This is a genomic window from Providencia sp. PROV209, from assembly GCF_028479485.1.
In the GTDB taxonomy this organism is placed as follows: Bacteria; Pseudomonadota; Gammaproteobacteria; order Enterobacterales; family Enterobacteriaceae; genus Providencia; species Providencia alcalifaciens.
Map to the genome: position 1 here is coordinate 120,565 of NZ_JAMPNR010000022.1, position 18,026 is coordinate 138,590.

General features: G+C 41.5%; 17 protein-coding genes. 14 read left to right on the forward strand and 3 right to left on the reverse strand.

Annotated elements, in window-relative coordinates; translation table 11 throughout:
• Nucleotides 1–105 precede the first annotated feature (105 nt).
• The 7 genes from rmuC (at nt 106) to tatC (ending at nt 6,268) form a co-directional block, all read left to right on the forward strand.
• Nucleotides 106–1,461, forward strand: coding sequence for a DNA recombination protein RmuC (gene rmuC / locus PR795_RS15930; RefSeq protein WP_006658337.1), 1,356 nt, complete (start codon nt 106–108; stop codon nt 1,459–1,461).
• A gap of 75 nt (nt 1,462–1,536) precedes the next feature.
• The gene (ubiE, locus tag PR795_RS15935) at nt 1,537–2,292 is read left to right on the forward strand and encodes a bifunctional demethylmenaquinone methyltransferase/2-methoxy-6-polyprenyl-1,4-benzoquinol methylase UbiE (protein ID WP_006658338.1); all 756 of its coding nucleotides are present in this window, start codon (nt 1,537–1,539) and stop codon (nt 2,290–2,292) included.
• Between the two features lies 1 nt (nt 2,293).
• Nucleotides 2,294–2,947 (forward strand): ubiquinone biosynthesis accessory factor UbiJ, encoded by a 654-nt coding sequence (locus PR795_RS15940; protein WP_006658339.1) that lies wholly within the window; start codon nt 2,294–2,296, stop codon nt 2,945–2,947.
• Nucleotides 2,934–4,568, forward strand: a complete 1,635-nt coding sequence (gene ubiB, locus PR795_RS15945) for a ubiquinone biosynthesis regulatory protein kinase UbiB (RefSeq protein ID WP_036959773.1) — start codon at nt 2,934–2,936, stop codon at nt 4,566–4,568. The genes PR795_RS15940 and ubiB overlap by 14 nt, the downstream gene beginning before the upstream one ends.
• A 113-nt stretch (nt 4,569–4,681) precedes the next feature.
• Nucleotides 4,682–4,969 (forward strand): twin-arginine translocase TatA/TatE family subunit, encoded by a 288-nt coding sequence (gene tatA / locus PR795_RS15950; protein ID WP_006658341.1) that lies wholly within the window; start codon nt 4,682–4,684, stop codon nt 4,967–4,969.
• A gap of 3 nt (nt 4,970–4,972) precedes the next feature.
• Complete coding sequence (gene tatB, locus PR795_RS15955; RefSeq protein ID WP_006658342.1) at nt 4,973–5,509, forward strand: Sec-independent protein translocase protein TatB; 537 nt, start codon at nt 4,973–4,975, stop codon at nt 5,507–5,509.
• Between the two features lie 3 nt (nt 5,510–5,512).
• On the forward strand, nt 5,513–6,268 hold the full coding sequence (gene tatC, locus PR795_RS15960; protein ID WP_006658343.1) for a Sec-independent protein translocase subunit TatC: 756 nt from the start codon (nt 5,513–5,515) through the stop codon (nt 6,266–6,268).
• An 86-nt stretch (nt 6,269–6,354) separates the two neighbouring features.
• On the opposite strand, the gene rfaH is transcribed toward tatC, so the two are convergent.
• Nucleotides 6,355–6,849 carry a transcription/translation regulatory transformer protein RfaH gene (gene rfaH / locus PR795_RS15965; protein WP_006663282.1) on the reverse strand — a complete coding sequence of 165 codons (495 nt, stop codon included), beginning with the start codon at nt 6,847–6,849 and terminating at the stop codon, nt 6,355–6,357.
• Nucleotides 6,850–7,021: 172 nt separating this feature from the next.
• Between rfaH and pepE the strand changes: the two genes are divergently transcribed.
• The 3 genes from pepE (at nt 7,022) to fre (ending at nt 10,043) form a co-directional block, all read left to right on the forward strand.
• Nucleotides 7,022–7,747, forward strand: a complete 726-nt coding sequence (pepE, locus tag PR795_RS15970) for a dipeptidase PepE (RefSeq protein ID WP_006658345.1) — start codon at nt 7,022–7,024, stop codon at nt 7,745–7,747.
• 111 nt (nt 7,748–7,858) lie between these two features.
• Entirely contained in the window at nt 7,859–9,331 is a 1,473-nt protein-coding gene (gene ubiD, locus PR795_RS15975) for a 4-hydroxy-3-polyprenylbenzoate decarboxylase (protein ID WP_006658346.1), read from the forward strand.
• A gap of 10 nt (nt 9,332–9,341) precedes the next feature.
• Complete coding sequence (fre, locus tag PR795_RS15980; RefSeq protein WP_181480564.1) at nt 9,342–10,043, forward strand: NAD(P)H-flavin reductase; 702 nt, start codon at nt 9,342–9,344, stop codon at nt 10,041–10,043.
• A 269-nt stretch (nt 10,044–10,312) separates the two neighbouring features.
• Here the strand turns inward: fre and fadA are convergent, their stop codons facing one another.
• Complete coding sequence (gene fadA, locus PR795_RS15985) at nt 10,313–11,479, reverse strand: acetyl-CoA C-acyltransferase FadA (RefSeq protein WP_272516942.1); 1,167 nt, start codon at nt 11,477–11,479, stop codon at nt 10,313–10,315.
• 4 nt (nt 11,480–11,483) lie between these two features.
• A complete protein-coding gene (gene fadB / locus PR795_RS15990; RefSeq protein WP_272516943.1) occupies nt 11,484–13,676 on the reverse strand; it encodes a fatty acid oxidation complex subunit alpha FadB in 2,193 nt (730 codons plus the stop codon).
• 258 nt (nt 13,677–13,934) lie between these two features.
• On the opposite strand from fadB, the gene pepQ reads away from it, so the two are divergent.
• From pepQ to hemG, 4 genes are read left to right on the forward strand one after another with little or no spacing between them, the layout of a single operon-like run.
• Nucleotides 13,935–15,269, forward strand: coding sequence for a Xaa-Pro dipeptidase (gene pepQ, locus PR795_RS15995; protein WP_181480565.1), 1,335 nt, complete (start codon nt 13,935–13,937; stop codon nt 15,267–15,269).
• Complete coding sequence (locus PR795_RS16000) at nt 15,269–15,895, forward strand: IMPACT family protein (protein WP_006658351.1); 627 nt, start codon at nt 15,269–15,271, stop codon at nt 15,893–15,895. Before pepQ ends, PR795_RS16000 begins: the two co-directional genes overlap by 1 nt.
• A 15-nt stretch (nt 15,896–15,910) precedes the next feature.
• A complete protein-coding gene (gene trkH / locus PR795_RS16005; protein WP_006663278.1) occupies nt 15,911–17,362 on the forward strand; it encodes a Trk system potassium transporter TrkH in 1,452 nt (483 codons plus the stop codon).
• 47 nt (nt 17,363–17,409) lie between these two features.
• Nucleotides 17,410–17,934 carry a menaquinone-dependent protoporphyrinogen IX dehydrogenase gene (hemG, locus tag PR795_RS16010; RefSeq protein ID WP_036959764.1) on the forward strand — a complete coding sequence of 175 codons (525 nt, stop codon included), beginning with the start codon at nt 17,410–17,412 and terminating at the stop codon, nt 17,932–17,934.
• Nucleotides 17,935–18,026: the final 92 nt, after the last annotated feature.

An 18,026-nucleotide genomic window follows, 5' to 3' on the forward strand; every position in this document is an offset into this window, starting at 1 on the left:
GCTGCGAAGCTGCTCGCAAAAAGTCGCCATAGGGAGATTTACCTCTGGACACTTATACAGTATCCCATTACCTTACTCTAGATTTTAAAAAGTAAGGATGGATTCGTGGATACCTCTCTTTTATATGCAATTATTGGTGCCTTAAGTGGCATTTTGGTCGGCGGTTTAGCGGTCTGGTTTTCTATTGTCCAAAAAATAGCGGGGAAAGAGCGAGAGCTACAAGAGGTATACCGTCAATTGGCCGCGAGCGATGAGAAAAATGTACATTTGGCTCAATGGAAAGAGGAATGCGACAAGCTTGACCAAGAGCTACGTACACAGCGGGACATTAACCGTGAACAAGAGGCTGAGCTGCGAGAGGTGATGACTCGCTTTGAACAAGCTCAACTGGCGAACGAAGAGAAACAGCGAATTTTGCAAAATAGTGAGCAGCGCCTCACGGCACAGTTTGAAAATTTAGCTAATCGTATATTTGAGCAGAACGAACGGCGTGCTTCTGAGCAACATCAGAAAAACTTAATGGCGATGTTGTCACCTTTTCGTGAACAACTTGAAGGGTTTCGCCAACAAGTACAACAAAGTTATGGTGAAGAGGCAAAAGAGCGTCATACGCTAACCTATGAGATTCGCCAGTTACAGCAACTGAATAATCAAATGACCAAAGAAGCGGTCAACTTAACACGAGCTTTAAAGGGCGATAATAAAATTCAAGGGAATTGGGGCGAGACCATTTTAACTCGGATTTTAGAGGTATCGGGTTTGCGCCGCGGTAGTGAATTTGAAACACAAGTCAGTATCAATACGGGCTATAATAGCCGCTACCAGCCAGATGTCATCATTCATCTTCCTGAAGGCAAAGATGTCGTTGTTGACGCAAAAATGTCGTTGGTCGCTTATGAACATTACTTTAATAGTGATGACCCAGAACAGCAGCAGCAAGGTATCAAAGATCATGTGGCATCCATTCGGAACCATATGAAAATGTTAAGCCGTAAAGATTATCATCAGTTACCAGGGGTTCGCTCTTTGGACTATGTGCTCATGTTTATCCCTATAGAGCCTGCATATTTATTAGCATTAAAAGAAGCTCCTGAGCTACTTGATGAAGGATTAAAACTGAATATCATGTTGGTCTGTCCATCCACATTGTTGGTGGCAGTACGTACCATTAATAATTTGTGGCGATATGAACGGCAAGAGCAAAATGCGCAAGAAATCGCCGATAGAGCCGCTAAAATGTACGATAAACTGCGTTTGTTTATCGATGATATGCAGGTATTAGGTTCTAGCCTAGAAAAAGCAAATCACACATATTCATCAGCCATGAAGCGTCTTGCTGAAGGTCGAGGTAATTTGCTAGCTCAGGCGGAAAGTTTTAAAGAGTTAGGCGTGGAAGTTAAGCAATCTATAGACCCTCAGCTAGCAGAGCGGGCTGACAAGTCTAATTGTGCGGAATCTTAGAGTTATAATAGGGTTTTCACTCAAAGGCTGTTACACTTCTCAAAAAAGTTTGAACGATTAACAGGCATAATAGAAATGACCGAACCAACAAAAGAAACCATTGATTTTGGTTTCCGTACTGTAGAGAAAGAAGAAAAAGCTGGCCTCGTAGCAAATGTTTTTCACTCTGTAGCCTCTAAATATGACCTGATGAATGACTTAATGTCTTTTGGTATTCATCGCATTTGGAAACGTTTCACAATCGAAGCGAGTGGTGTGCGTCGTAATCAACGCGTGCTTGACCTTGCGGGTGGAACGGGTGACCTCACTGCAAAATTCTCTCGCCTTGTTGGTGAAAAAGGCGAAGTGGTTCTCGCAGATATCAACGACTCTATGTTAAAAATGGGACGTGAAAAACTGCGCGATTTAGGCATTGTCGGTAATGTTAATTACGTACAAGCTAATGCGGAAGAGTTACCATTCCCTGATAACTATTTTGATTGTATTACCATCTCGTTTGGCTTACGTAACGTGACAGACAAAGACAAAGCTCTGCGTTCTATGTTCCGCGTTCTCAAACCAGGTGGACGCCTATTAGTGCTTGAGTTCTCTAAGCCAGTTATTGAACCTTTGAATAAAGCTTATGATGCATACTCATTCCACATTCTACCGCGTATTGGTCAAGCGATTGTGAATGACCCTGAGAGCTATCGTTACTTAGCTGAGTCCATCCGTATGCACCCAAATCAAGAAACCTTGAAAGGGATGATGGAAAATGCAGGTTTCGAGCAAGTCTCTTATGACAATATGACTGGCGGTATTGTTGCATTACATAAAGGGTTTAAATTCTAAGATGGAAGCACCATCAGCGCATATTGAAAATCCCAATACTGTTTTGTATTCCGTAATGACAGCATTCATGGAAACATCCTTGAACCATATGTTGTTCAAGGAAAAAGTGCTACAACCAGCAAGAATGCGTTTAGCGGGTAAAGTGATGGGAATAGAGCTCAAAGAGCTGAATAAAACCCTAACATTAGTTTTTGCTGAAAATCATGTTGATGTTTTAAGTGAATGGCAAGAACCCGCAGACTGCACCATTAAAACATCGCTATTTACCTTGATTAAGCTGAAAGATAAGCAGCAGCTTTCACAGTTAATCAATCACGGTGATATTGTGATTGAAGGCGATATGCAGATTGTGCAGCACTGGTCGTCATTATTGGATTTAGCGATCTGGAATCCAGCACACTATTTATCCCCTTATATTGGTGATATTGCTGCAGAAGGTATTAGTAAAGTATTGGGCAAAGGGGCGTGTCTTGCTTCCCGATTAGTTAGCCGCCAAAAAACTTACGTTAAAGACATTATTCTGGAAGAGTGGAAAATGGCGCCTAGCCAGCTGGAATTAGTGCACTTTAGCGATGAAGTTGAGCAAGTTTCAAATTCAATGAGTCAATTAGAACAGCGACTCAATCAGTTGGAGGAGAAGAATGTCTCCCGGTGAAATAAAACGCCTTTACTTCATTATTCGGGTTTTTCTCTCTTATGGACTAGATGAGCTGATTCCTAAAATTAAGCTGACATTGCCTTTAAGAATTGGGCGATTAGGTTTTTTTTGGATCAAAAATAAACACAAAGATAAAGATCTTGGTGAGCGCCTACGTTTGGCGCTGCAGGAGTTGGGGCCAGTTTGGATCAAATTTGGTCAAATGCTTTCGACTCGCCGAGATTTATTTCCCCCTACCATTGCCGATCAACTTTCATTATTACAAGATAAAGTCGCAAGTTTCGACGGTAAGTTAGCGCGTCGCTATATTGAGGAGTCGCTTGGCGGACCGTTAGAACAATGGTTTGATAATTTTGATGAGCAAGCTTTGGCGTCAGCATCTATTGCCCAAGTGCATACAGCCATATTAAAAGAGAATGGCAAAGACGTTGTTTTAAAAGTCATTCGCCCAGATATCCTGCCAGTTATCAAAGCAGATATTAAGTTGATGTACCGAATTGCTAATTGGGTTCCACTTCTTCCAGATGGACGACGTTTACGCCCAAAAGAAGTTGTTCGTGAGTACGAAAAAACGTTAATTGATGAATTAAATTTACTTCGTGAATCCGCGAATGCAATTCAACTTCGTCGTAATTTTGAAAACAGCGCCATGCTGTATATTCCCGAGGTTTATCCAGACTATTGTCGTGAAAACGTGATGGTGATGGAGCGTATTTATGGTATTCCTGTTTCCGATATTGCGGCTTTAGAAGCTCAGGGAACCAACATGAAATTGTTGGCGGAAAGAGGCGTAAAAGTCTTCTTTACCCAAGTATTTCGTGACAGTTTCTTTCATGCAGATATGCATCCCGGCAATATTTTTGTTAGCTATGAGCACCCTGAAGACCCTCTCTATATAGGAATTGACTGCGGAATTGTGGGTTCTCTCAATAAAGAAGACAAACGCTATTTAGCTGAAAACTTTATTGCCTTCTTTAATCGTGATTACCGTAAAGTGGCTGAGCTGCATGTCGATTCCGGTTGGGTTCCCGCAGATACCAACGTTGAAGATTTTGAATTTGCCATTCGCACTGTTTGCGAACCTATTTTTGAAAAACCATTGGCGGAAATTTCATTTGGGCATGTGTTATTGAACCTGTTCAATACCGCTCGTCGCTTTAATATGGAAGTTCAACCACAGTTAGTGTTATTACAAAAAACCTTATTGTATGTTGAAGGGCTTGGTCGTCAGCTATACCCACAACTGGATTTATGGAAAACGGCAAAGCCATTCTTAGAAGATTGGATTCATAGCCAAGTAGGGCTTCCTGCAATCACTAAAGCGTTAAAAGAGAAAGCGCCTTATTGGGCAGAAAAAATGCCTGAAATCCCTGATTTAATTTATGGGGCATTAAAACAGCATCGATTCTTGCAGTCTAATATTGATCAGCTTACTCAAGAGTTAAAGCATCAACGCACGAAACAACGTAAATCACAGTACCTATTAGGAATTGGGGCAACTTTCATTCTTTGTGGTAGCTTATTCTTTATTTCTGACTTAACCCGAATTGCAGCAGCATTTATGGCTGTGGGTGCATTGTCGTGGCTTGTAGGTTGGTGTAAAGGAGAGGATAATTAAGTAGACTTTGTTTTGCGACAAGTTTATAAGGCTGTGATCATTTCCGTATTTAGCGTTGGTTGTATATAATAGAGTTAGTTACAATTGATCCCAAAACTATAGAGGTATTAACAATGGAATCAACATTTGCAATGGCTTCTTTCGGCAGCCCTTGGCAATTAATTATTATTGCTTTGCTTATTATTTTAATTTTCGGCACCAAAAAACTGCGTTCTTTAGGTTCCGATTTAGGTGAGTCACTGAAAGGCTTTAAAAAAGCAATGAGTGATGATGAAGCTGCAAAAGCAAAAGCAGAGCAAGAAAAGCAAGATGCTGATTTTGCAACCAAAAATATCACGGAACAACAGGCTGCTGAGAAAAAAGACAGCCCAGTTGAGAGCAAAAATAAAGAGCAGGGATAAACCGTGTTTGACATAGGTTTTAGTGAACTACTGCTAGTTGCAATCATCGGTCTTGTGGTATTGGGCCCTCAACGTCTACCAGTAGCAGTGAGAACTGTTGCTGGTTGGATTCGTGCTATGCGTTCTATGGCCACTAATGTCCAGAATGAACTATCACAAGAATTGAAATTGCAAGAACTGCAAGAGACTCTTAAAAAAGTCGAAGAGAAAGCAGGTTTGGAAACGCTTTCTCCGGAACTTAAAAAATCGATGGATGATTTGCGCCATGCTGCTTTGTCTTTACAAAGTGGTTATCAAGCAACAACCAACGACGTCCAATCTGAGTTGAACAAAGCAAAAGAGATCACAGAAAACTACGATGCAGCGGTAAAGGAATCCCATGCTAGTTCTTCGCAAACTCAAGAGTCAGACCCTGATCCTGAGTATGCTGCTAAGATGGCTGCGGTTGTTGAAGAAAAAACAGCTTCAACAGCACCAACAGACTCTAAGCCACTCGATGCTAAAGTAACAAACTCCAATCAAACAGAAAGTGAAAAATAACACATGGCTGTCAATGATGCTCAACCACTTATTAGCCACCTGATTGAACTTAGAAAGCGGCTACTAAACTGTTTGATTACGGTATTAATCGTCTTTGCGGCGCTGGCTTATTTTTCAAATGATATTTATCGCCTTGTTGCTGCGCCTTTGATTGATAAGCTACCTGTTGGCTCTCAAATGAGTGCGACAGATGTAGCATCGACGTTTTTTACCCCAATTAAACTGACCATGATGGTATCTGTGTTTATTTCGATACCTGTCATTTTGTACCAGATTTGGGCTTTCATCGCGCCTGCGTTATATAAGCATGAGCGTCGGTTAATGCTGCCACTGCTGGTTTCAAGTAGCTTCCTATTCTATTTAGGAATGGCATTTGCTTATTTTGTGGTATTCCCGTTAGCTTTTGGTTTCTTTGTAAAAACAACACCAGATAGCGTTAACTTTATACCTGATATCAGTAAGTACCTCAGTTTTGTCATGACATTATTTCTGGCATTTGGGGCTGCATTTGAAGTGCCAATAGCGATAATTTTATTATGCTGGACTGGCGTAACGACACCTGAATCTCTCAGACGTAAGCGTCCATATATCTTAGTGGGTGCATTTATTGTCGGGATGTTCCTGACTCCTCCAGATGTACTATCACAAACTTTACTTGCGGTACCAATGTACTTGCTATTTGAGCTTGGGGTCTTACTATCTAATTTCTATGTTGGCAAAGGTCGACGTAGAGATGAAGATGAGGAGCCAGAAGAATAGCCATAGTAGGCGACTCTTGTGAAAAAAAGCCCATTTAATCAATGGGCTTTTTTTATGTGTTCAATATTTAAATATGATGCCAAAGTCTACTCAATAGCTTTTTTAAATTGAGTATTATCAATGACTTTTTCAACCGTGGTATTTAATATATTGAGCAAGAGGATTGAACGAGATTCGCCATTAGGTTCATTAAAAATAGCGTTAACACCTGCAAAAATACCTTCAGTAATCACAACATTATCTCCATGGGAAGGGAGGTCCGGTGATTGGGTATGGCTGATAGGTGTTTGCTGTATCAGCTCAATAATCTCTTCGGGAACTTCAGCGGGTAATGCACCGAAGCGAATAAAATGGCTGACCCCTCGGGTAGATTGGATCGTTGTTGTATGAATTTGCTCATGATCGAACTTAACAAACAGGTAATTAGGAAACAGCGCTTCAGTGACAACCGTACGCTTTCCACGAACGACTTTCTCCATTTCGGTCATGGGGGTCATACATGCCACATTTTGGCGAGTTAAATGTTCAACAGCCCTTTCCAATTGTCCTCGTTTGCAATACAGCAAATACCATTTTTCCATTTTTTGATCCCATCCAACAAATTTATGCTCATGATAACAAATTAAGGCATAAGAATGTGACTAATGATGAATGGCACAATATTATTCATGCACACAAGTATAGATTAATTCAGTAGTTACAAAATTAGCTATACGATAAACACAGCAGTTAATACTTTTTGTAGGAGACACCATGGATATCTTTTTACTGAGTAACGGCAAACTTTCCGGGAACCCTGTATGGCTAAGTTATGCATTGCCAAGAATCAATGAAATGATTGAACGTAAAAACATTAAGTCAGCAGTATTGGTACCGTATGCTGTTTTACGTGGTTCTCATGATGAGCGAGCGGAGCAATTGAGCGATGCTTTAGGTATTAAAGTGACTTCGATTGAGCATTTCGAAAGCCCTGTAGAAGCAATTGAACAAGCCGAATGTATTCTGGTGAGTGGTGGTAATACATGGTGGTTAAATAAATGCTTACATGAGAATGGGCTAATAGTCGCAATTCAACGTGCTGTACGTGAACGTGGTGTACCTTATATTGGTTGGAGCGCAGGTTGTAATGTGGCGACCCCAAGTATCAGAACAACAAATGATATGCCAGTAAGCAATGCCGTAATTATGCCGTCTCTGGGGCTATTCCCAATGCAAATAAACCCTCATTATATCGATGCTCATATTTCTGGGCACATGGGCGAAACCCGTGATGAGCGTTTACAAGAGTTCTGTGTTATCAACCCTCATGAGGTTGTTGTTGCATTACGTGAAGGGAGCGGATTGCAGATTAAAGGAAATGAGCTGAGTTACTTCAGCGGCAAAAATGAAGGCTTTAAACTGTTTCAGCACAACAAAACATTCCCTGAGCAATTTGATACCGTATCATTAAAGGAACATGTTCCGTTTGATTGCAAGTAAAGTGATATACTTGAACTGAACATCTTGATTATTAAGTATGTTTAACAGTAACTTGTAACCTTGGCTGGGAACCTTATAATGAGGTTCCCCCTGTAATAGTAAAAGAAGATAATGAAATACCGTGACCTTAGAGATTTCATCGCGCAGCTTGAAAAGCAAGGCGAATTAAAACGCATTACGATGGAAGTCGATCCTTACTTGGAGATGACTGAAATCGCAGATCGTACACTAAGAGCAGGGGGACCAGCCTTATTATTCGAAAACCCTAAAGGCTATAACATGCCTGTCTTATGTAACTTGTTTGGTACAACTAAACGCGTTGCCATGGGAATGGGGCAAGAAGACATTAAAGCATTGCATGATGTGGGCAAGTTACTCGCTTTCTTGAAAGAGCCAGATCCTCCGAAGGGGTTCCGTGACTTAATGGATAAGTTGCCGAAATTCAAGCAAGTGCTGAATATGCCAGCTAAACGCTTAAGCTCTGCACCTTGTCAGGAAGAGATTTGGGCTGGAGATGATGTTGATTTAACAAAAATCCCCGTTATGCATTGTTGGCCTGAAGATGCAGCACCCTTGATTACTTGGGGGTTGACTGTGACCAAAGGTCCTCATAAAGAACGCCAAAATTTAGGCATCTATCGCCAGCAAGTGTTGGGTAAGAACAAAGTGATTATGCGCTGGTTGTCTCATCGTGGTGGCGCATTAGATTTCCAAGAATGGTGCCAAGCTCACCCCGGTGAGAGATTCCCTGTCGCTGTCGCATTGGGGGCTGATCCTGCAACAATTTTAGGTGCGGTGACGCCTGTTCCAGATACCTTATCTGAATATGCATTTGCAGGATTGCTCCGTGGCAATAAAACGGAAGTAGTGAAATGTATTTCTAATGATTTAGAAGTACCAGCAGGGGCTGAAATCATTCTTGAAGGGTATATTGAACCGGGAGAGATGGCACCGGAAGGTCCTTATGGTGACCACACTGGTTATTATAATGAAATTGATGATTTCCCAGTGTTTACTGTTACCCACGTCACTCAGCGCCGTGATGCAATATATCACTCGACTTATACAGGGCGCCCGCCGGATGAGCCTGCGGTATTAGGGGAAGCCCTGAACGAAGTTCTAGTTCCTATTTTACAGAAACAGTTCCCTGAGATAGTCGATTTCTATTTACCACCAGAGGGTTGCTCATATCGTCTGGCTGTCGTTACCATGAAAAAACAGTATGCAGGACACGCAAAAAGAGTAATGATGGGAGTCTGGTCTTACCTGCGTCAGTTTATGTACACTAAGTTTGTCATTGTCTGTGATGATGACATCAATGCTCGTGATTGGAAGGATGTTATTTGGGCGATTACAACGCGCATGGATCCCGCTCGTGACACCGTGATGATGGAAAATACACCGATTGATTATCTTGATTTTGCATCACCAATTTCCGGATTAGGTTCCAAAATGGGCATGGATGCGACCAATAAATGGCCGGGAGAAACCAATCGAGAATGGGGACGCCCTATTGTCATGACTCAGAGTGTTAAGTCCCGTGTGGATGACATCTGGGAACAGTTAAATATTATTGAAAAGTAAGAGGAAAACCATGGCAACTTTGAGCTGTAAAGTCACATCTGTTGAATCAATCACGGATACAGTTTATCGGGTTATTTTGTTGCCAGATGGTCCTTTTCACTTTAAAGCTGGTCAGTATTTAATGGTCGTTATGGATGAAAGAGACAAGCGACCATTCTCCATGGCCTCTACGCCTGAAAATAATCAATCTATTGAGCTACATATCGGTGCATCGGAATTCAATTTATACGCAATGGCTGTAATGGATCGTATTTTAGAACAGCAACGTATTGATATTGATATCCCTCACGGAAAAGCATGGTTTCGTGAAAATAGCTCAAATCCAATGATCTTGATTGCGGGTGGTACTGGCTTCTCCTATACCCATTCTATTTTGCTGGCAGCCCTTGCTGAAAATCCTCAACGTGACATTACTTTTTATTGGGGTGGGCGTCAGTTAGAACATCTGTATGATTTGGGAGAGCTTCAAGCTATTAGTGAACGATATCCAAATCTGAAAGTGATCCCTGTTGTTGAACAGCCTGATGATAATTGGCGCGGAAGAACGGGAACTGTCTTGAGCACGGTATTAGAAGATTTCGGTGATTTGTCAGGTCATGATATCTATATTGCAGGTCGTTTTGAGATGGCGAAGATTGCACGGGATAGGTTTTGTGGTGAGCGGAATGCAAAGGCAACTCAATTGTTTGGTGATGCCTTCGATTTTCTATAACGCGTCATCTTTCAAGTTGTAGGGGGGCTTCATAAAGCTACCCTATCACATACTCCAGTATGCTCAAGAGATAGCTTTACTTGCCGCCTACACTTGCCGCCTACCTGTGACTTGAACTATTTAGTGGATGTATGGAGTTGTATTTAAAATTCGAATTGATTGATTTTTCGATTTTGACTGAGCTGATTTTGCTGTTTTGAAGATAAAAAAATCCCGCCCCTGACTAGGCGGGAACATTGCAAAATACGACAATGTAACGGCAAAATGAATTAAACGCGTTCAATAATTGTGGCAATACCTTGCCCAAATCCAATACACATTGTGGCTAATCCAAACTGCTTATCATGTTGTTCTAACTGATTAAGTAGTGCAGTTGTGATCCTAGCGCCCGAGCAACCGAGAGGGTGCCCTAAGGCAATTGCGCCACCACTCAAGTTTACTCTCTGGTCTACTTGGCTTTCTGAGATTTGTAATCCTTTCAAGCAGGCAATAGATTGCGCGGCAAACGCTTCATTAAGTTCAATGATATCAATATCATTTAGCGAAAGTCCTGCGCGTTTTAATGCCATTTCAGTGGCGGGAACAGGTCCAAAACCCATAATTGATGGATCGCAACCGACGACTGCCATTGCTCGAATTTTTGCGCGTGGTTTTAATTCATGCTGTTTGGCATAAGATTCACTGGCAAGTAGCATGGCTGAAGCGCCATCGGACAGTGCTGATGAATTGCCTGCGGTCACAGTGCCGCTCACAGGATCAAATGCTGGTCTTAAAGAAGCGAGACCTTCTAAACTGGCATCAAATCGGATCACTTCGTCATAGTTAACTGAAATGAGGTTACCGTCGACATCGTGACCTGATATCGGAACGATTTCACGGCTAAATTTACCATTCTTAGTTGCAGATGCCGCACGTTGGTGAGATCTAAGCGCAAATGCATCTTGCTCTTCACGACTAATTTTGTACATTTTTGCTAGCATTTCGGCGGTTAAACCCATCGCTCCTGACGCTTTAGCTACGCGCAATGTTAATTTTGGATTGAAATCAATGCCGTGAGTCATTGGGACATGACCCATATGCTCAACGCCCCCAATCAAAACGGAATGGGCATCTCCAGTCATAATAAAACGGCTAGCATCGTGGATGGCTTGCATTGAAGACCCACATAGTCGGTTGACAGTGACAGCAGGAACGGTATGAGGAATGTCAGTCAACAGAGCGGCATTTTTTGCGATATTAAAACCTTGTTCTAATGTCTGCTGAACGCACCCCCAAATAATGTCATCTATTTCTTTCTTTCTCGCATTTGGATTGCGTTCGAAAATCGCATTCATCAAGTGTGCAGAGAGGTCTTCTGCTCTTACATGACGAAATACACCGCCTTTGGAACGGCCCATTGGTGTGCGTATACCATCAATAATGAAGACATTTTCCATAGGATTAACCTCTCGCAACTTTTTTGACATCGATAGCCACAACCGGTGGCTTCGGATAGTATCTAGCATTAGTCACCGCTTTTTCTTTCAATCCATCAGGAACTTGATAAAGCGGGCTTAAATGAGAATAGGATTCGGCAGTTTTAACGTAAGATTGGCTGCCAAGAGTATCTAGGTAGCAGAACACACCGCCGCGGAATGGAGGAAAGCCAAGACCATAAACTAGGGCAATATCAGCATCAGAAGGGCTTTGAATAATTCCCTCTTCTAGACAACGAACTACTTCATTCACCATTGGAGCCATCATTCGAGCAATAATTTCTTCTTTAGTGAATGAACGTTTACTCTGGCGAATAACGTTTAATAATTCATCGGTTTGCGGGTCATCAATTTTCTTTGGTTTTCCTTTTTTATCTTTTTCATATTGGTAAAAACCTTTGCCATTTTTTTGACCGAAACGTTGTTGCTCAAACATGATATCAATCGCGTTCTTACCAACTTTTTGCATACGCTGTGGGAAACCTTGAGCCATGACTTGTTCTGCATGAAATGCGGTATCAATACCGACAACATCAAGCAGATAAGCAGGCCCCATTGGCCAGCCAAACTCTTTCTCCATGATTTTATCGATTTCTCGAAAATCTGCGCCATCCTGAAGCAATAAGTTAAACCCTGCAAAATAAGGAAATAGGACTCGGTTAACGAAAAAGCCAGGGCAGTCATTTACAACGATAGGGGTTTTTCCCATTTTATTCGCATAAGAAACTACTTTTGCGATAGTGCTATCACTGGTTTTTTTGCCTCGAATGATTTCTACCAATGGCATGCGGTGTACAGGGTTGAAAAAATGCATACCACAGAAGTTTTCTGGGCGTTTTAATGAGTTAGCCAACTCTGTGATGGGGATGGTCGATGTGTTGGAAGCTAGTATCGTCTCTGAAGTAATTAATGATTCAACTTCAGATAATACAGCAGCTTTAATTTTTGGATTTTCAACAACAGCCTCAACGATGACTTGAGCGTTTTCAATACCAGCATAAGATAAAGAAGGATGAATAGAGGCTAACGTAGTTGCCATCTTATCTGCAGTGATTTTTCCTCTTTCAAATTGACCATTGAGAAGTTTTTTCGCCTCATTGACCCCTAAGTCTAATGACTTGTCACTGATATCTTTCATTAAGACGGGGACACCTTTACTTGCAGACTGATAAGCAATGCCACCGCCCATAATTCCCGCACCTAGAACGGCTGCTTGTGTAGGCGCCGTAGCGGAACCTGCAATTTTTTTACTGGTGGATTTAACGCTTTGGTCATTCAGGAAAACACTGACTAATGCGCGAGCTACATCACTATGAGCAAGAGGCACAAAAGCTGCTGTTTCCTGTTTTAATGCCTCTTCACGCGTACAATTAGCGGCTTTTTCTATCGTATTAACTGCACTCATAGGTGCAGGATAATGTTTTCCAGCAACTTGATAGACCATCCCTTTGGCAACATTAAAGCTCATTGCTTGCTCAAGTGCGCTAAGTTTTAGTGGTTCAAGTTTAGGTTGACGCACCTGACGCCAGTCTAATGCGCCAGAGATTGCTTGCTCTATAATTTGCAAAGCTGCTTGAGGAAGCTTTTCTGTTTCAACCACCGCATCGACGAGTCCTAGCTTAAGTGCTTGTGGACCGCTAACATCTTTTCCCGCAGTGATAATTTCAAGGGCACTATCAAGACCAATGAGTCGAGGTAAACGTACGGAACCACCAAAGCCAGGCATAATTCCTAGTTTTGTTTCGGGTAAACCAATTCTGGCATCTGGTGAGGCAATTCTAAAATCTGTCGCGAGCACACACTCACATCCACCGCCTAGGGCATAACCATTAATTGCGCTAATAGTTGGAACAGGGAGATCTTCAAGGCGATTAAATATACTATTTGCGTAACCAAGCCAGTCACTCAGTGTTTCTTTGGATGCCTCGAATAGGGATAAAAATTCTTTGATATCTGCGCCAACAATAAACGCAGGTTTATCTGAGCGCAAAATAACGCCTTGTAAATCGCTTTGTTGTTCGAGTATTGCAACAGCTTCATCAAGTGAAGCGACGGTATGAGTATCCAATTTATTGATTGGTCCTGATGAATTAAACACCAGTTCTGCAATACCTTTTTTCAACCATTGAATAGAGATTGTCTCACTTTGATAAAGCATGCTGTTCTCCTTTACGTGGCAGGTTTATCTGGTATGACCAGATGAAATTTAGTGTGACGATAATGTTAATTAAATGCAAATGATTAATAACAAAATTGGAAGGCGGCTCACAGGAATTAAGGTAAATAAGACAGGGTGAAAATGATATTTTTATTAATAATCAAAGTATTATTTGTGACATGTAATTGAGAGCATACACGTTATTATCAGAACGTGATAAGCTTGATTTTTCTAACTAATACTGAAAGGTTGAACGAAATGGAAAAACTGGCTGGACTCTACGCAGAACATATTAAAACGTTACAAAAAACGACTCAGCAAGTTTTACAACGCAGTAAATTAGATGCCATATTGATTCATTCAGGAGAACCCATTCGCATTTTCCTTGATGACAGTGATTACCCATTTAAGGTCAATCCACACTTCAAAGCTTGGGTTCCTGTGACGGATGTTCCGCATTCTTGGTTATTAGTAGATGGTGTGAATAAACCGAAACTATGGTTTTATTCTCCGGTTGATTATTGGCATAGCGTTGAACCTTTACCGACCAGCTTCTGGACAAAAGAAGTTGAACTCATTCATCTCAAAAATGCAGATGAAATCAAAGGTTTTTTAGCTAGCATTCAAAAAGACCATCTGGCATATATTGGCTCTTCTGCAACTAAAGCAGAGTCTCTAGGTATTTCTACTCACAATATTAATCCAAAACCGGTACTCGATTATTATCATTATCATCGCTCATATAAGACAGACTATGAGTTGTACTGTATGCGTGAAGCGCAAAAAATGGCAGTAAATGGACATTTATCTGCTTTTGAAGCTTTCCAAGCAGGCGCGAGTGAGTTTGATATTAATATTAGTTACTTAGAAGCAACCGGGCATCGTGATACAAATGTACCTTATGGAAACATTGTGGCGCTGAATGAAAACGCTGCTGTGCTCCACTATACTAAACTACAGCAAACAGCCCCTAGTGAATTACGCAGTTTCTTGATTGATGCTGGTGCGGAATATAACGGTTATGCCGCTGATATTACTCGTACTTATGCTGCAAAAAGCAAAAGTGAGTTTGCAGAGTTAGTGGCAGATTTAAATGCAGAGCAACTTGCACTGATTGGTTCAATCAAAGCGGGTGTGCGCTACACTGATTACCATGTAGATATGCATCATCGTATTGCTAAATTACTGACGAAACATGGTATTGTGAAGGGCATCAGTGAAGATGCTATGGTTGAAAATGGCTTAACAACACCATTTCTACCACATGGTTTAGGTCATCCTTTAGGTCTGCAAGTTCATGATGTTGCTGGTTTTATGCAAGATGAAGATGGGACTCATTTAGCAGCACCCAAAATGTATCCATTCTTACGCTGCACTCGTATTTTAGAACCGCGAATGGTTTTAACGATTGAACCAGGTCTCTACTTTATTGAATCCTTGATCTCATCATGGCGTACTGGTGAGTTTAGTCAGCACTTTAATTGGGATAAAATCGAGCACTTTAAGCCTTATGGTGGAATTCGTATTGAAGACAATATCGTCATTCATCATAACCATATTGAAAATATGACTCGAGATTTGCATTTACCGTAATGAAAGCGTATTCAATTCCGGCAGAAACGATCTCTTTTTCGGAAGAGATCAAAAAAAGCCGTTTTATTACCTACATCGCTCACACAGAGGGTATTGAAGCAGCAAAAGACTATATTCAGTCTATTAAAGCGCAATACCCCGATGCTCGGCACCATTGCTGGGCATTTGTGGCGGGTCGTCCCGATGATTCCCAACAGCTAGGTTTTTCCGATGATGGTGAACCAACGGGAACGGCAGGTAAACCCATTATGGCACAGTTACTCGGCAGCAATTTAGGTGAAATCACCTGCGTTGTTGTGCGTTATTTCGGTGGGATAAAGCTCGGAACTGGGGGGCTCGTTCGTGCGTATGGGAGTGGGGTGCAACAAGCACTTAAACTATTACCGACACAAACGAAAGTGCCTCAAAAAGTCTTCAACGTGGTATGTGACTACTCACTTATCAATGGTATTGAGCAATTATTAGCTCAGGTAAATGGTACTATATTACTCAGTGATTATAATGAGTCTGTATCTTTGCAAATTTCTATTCCTGCTACTTGTGAGCAGGAGGTCAATGATAAATTACGTGATATCAGTCGTGGTGAGGTAACTCTCTCAGAACCGTCACAAGAGCAAACAGTATAGCAAGGAACCGGCCGAATGCACTTTCGCGCAATAACTCGTATTGTCGGGTTACTCGTCATTATCTTCTCTTTTACTATGGTCATTCCTGGTATTGTCGCACTAATATATCGCGATGGTGCGGGACGAGCATTCAGTCAAACCTTTGTCACTGCATTATTAATTGGTCTTTTTTTATGGCTGCCAACACGTAATAGCAGACATGAATTAAAAGCGAAAGAAGGCTTTTTAATCGTTGTTCTATTCTGGACGGTGTTGGGAAGCGTCGGAGCGCTACCATTTATCTTCTCGGAAAAACCAAATTTATCTGTTACGGATGCATTTTTTGAGTCATTTTCGGGCTTAACTACGACAGGTGCAACAACCCTGACGGGATTAGACTCGCTTCCAAAAGCAATTTTATTCTATCGACAAATGCTTCAATGGCTTGGTGGGATGGGGATCATCGTACTCGCTGTGGCGATTTTGCCTCTGTTAGGTGTTGGGGGAATGCAGCTTTATCGAGCTGAAATGCCGGGACCTTTGAAAGATAACAAAATGCGTCCGCGTATAGCGGAAACGGCGAAAACCCTTTGGCTTATTTATGTTTTACTGACTATAGCGTGTGCAATTGCGCTATGGATCGCAGGCATGGATGTGTTCGATGCGATATCACACAGTTTTTCAACCATCGCGATCGGTGGGTTTTCTACCCATGATGCCAGCATAGGCTACTTTAATAGTCCAGCCATTAATACCATTATTGGCGTCTTTCTTATTATCTCGGGTTGTAACTTTGGTCTGCACTTTGCGGTTCTTACAGGAAGAAGTCTTGGAATTTATTGGCGTGACCCTGAGTTTAGAATGTTCATCAGTTTCCAGTTTGTTCTAGTCGTGATCTGTACCGCGGTGCTGATGTATCACTCCGTATATGCTGGCTTTGGGCAAACGCTGGATCAAGCTTTTTTCCAAGTTGTCTCAATGGCGACGACTGCTGGGTTTACAACAGACAGTTTTTCAGGGTGGCCGCTATTTTTGCCCATGCTTCTATTATGTGCCGCGTTTGTTGGGGGATGTGCAGGATCAACGGGGGGGGGCTTAAAAGTCATCCGTATTCTTTTACTATTCTTACAAGGTTCCCGTGAATTAAAACGATTAGTACATCCGAACGCTGTCTATACCATTAAGTTAGGGCAAAGAGCACTACCAGAAAGGATTATTGAAGCTGTTTGGGGATTCTTTTCCGCTTATGCTTTAGTTTTTGTTGTTAGCTTGCTGTTATTAATTGCAACGGGAGTCGATGAGTTTTCCGCGTTCTCTGCAATTGCTACGACATTAAATAACTTAGGTCCAGGATTAGGAACTGTTGCTGATAATTTCACGACGATGAACCCAGCGGGCAAATGGATCTTAGTAGTAACAATGTTATTTGGTCGTTTAGAAGTATTTACCTTATTAGTGTTATTGACTCCCACTTTTTGGCGTGAGTAACAAAATAGTCTGGCTAATATAATAGATAGTAACGATTAGGAAGAAAAATGAGTTACCTACTTTTGCACTCAAGTACTGACGGACAAACAAAAAAGATCATACTCAAAATGGCAGACCAATTACGCCGTTCCGGACGTGAGTGTGATATTCGAGATTTAAACTCAGATAAAAGCTTCAACTTATCTGCTTATGAGAAGGTGCTAGTGGGGGCTTCTATTCGTTATGGTCATTTCAATAAACAGCTAGTCCGTTTTGCTTCAACACACCAAAACCAACTGAATTCTATGAAAACGGGATTCTTCGCTGTAAATCTTACGGCAAGAAAAGAAGGCAAGAATACAGTTGAAACGAATGCTTACACGCGTAAGTTCTTGGAAAAGTGCCCATGGCAGCCAACTGTAAAGTCAGTTTTTGCTGGCGCACTGTTTTATCCCCGCTATAAATGGTTTGATAGGGTGATGATTCGGTTCATTATGAAAATGACGGATGGTCCTACAGACCCAAATACAGAAATTGAATATACCAATTGGGATAATGTTGCTGCGTTCGCAACAGAATTTGATAATCTTTAGCCTTATTTTTAAACAAACTGTGGTTGATTTGTACGATTTGTTTAAAAAGAAAACGGTCGAACAAAAATGTTTAAAAAATACTTGCAGGATTT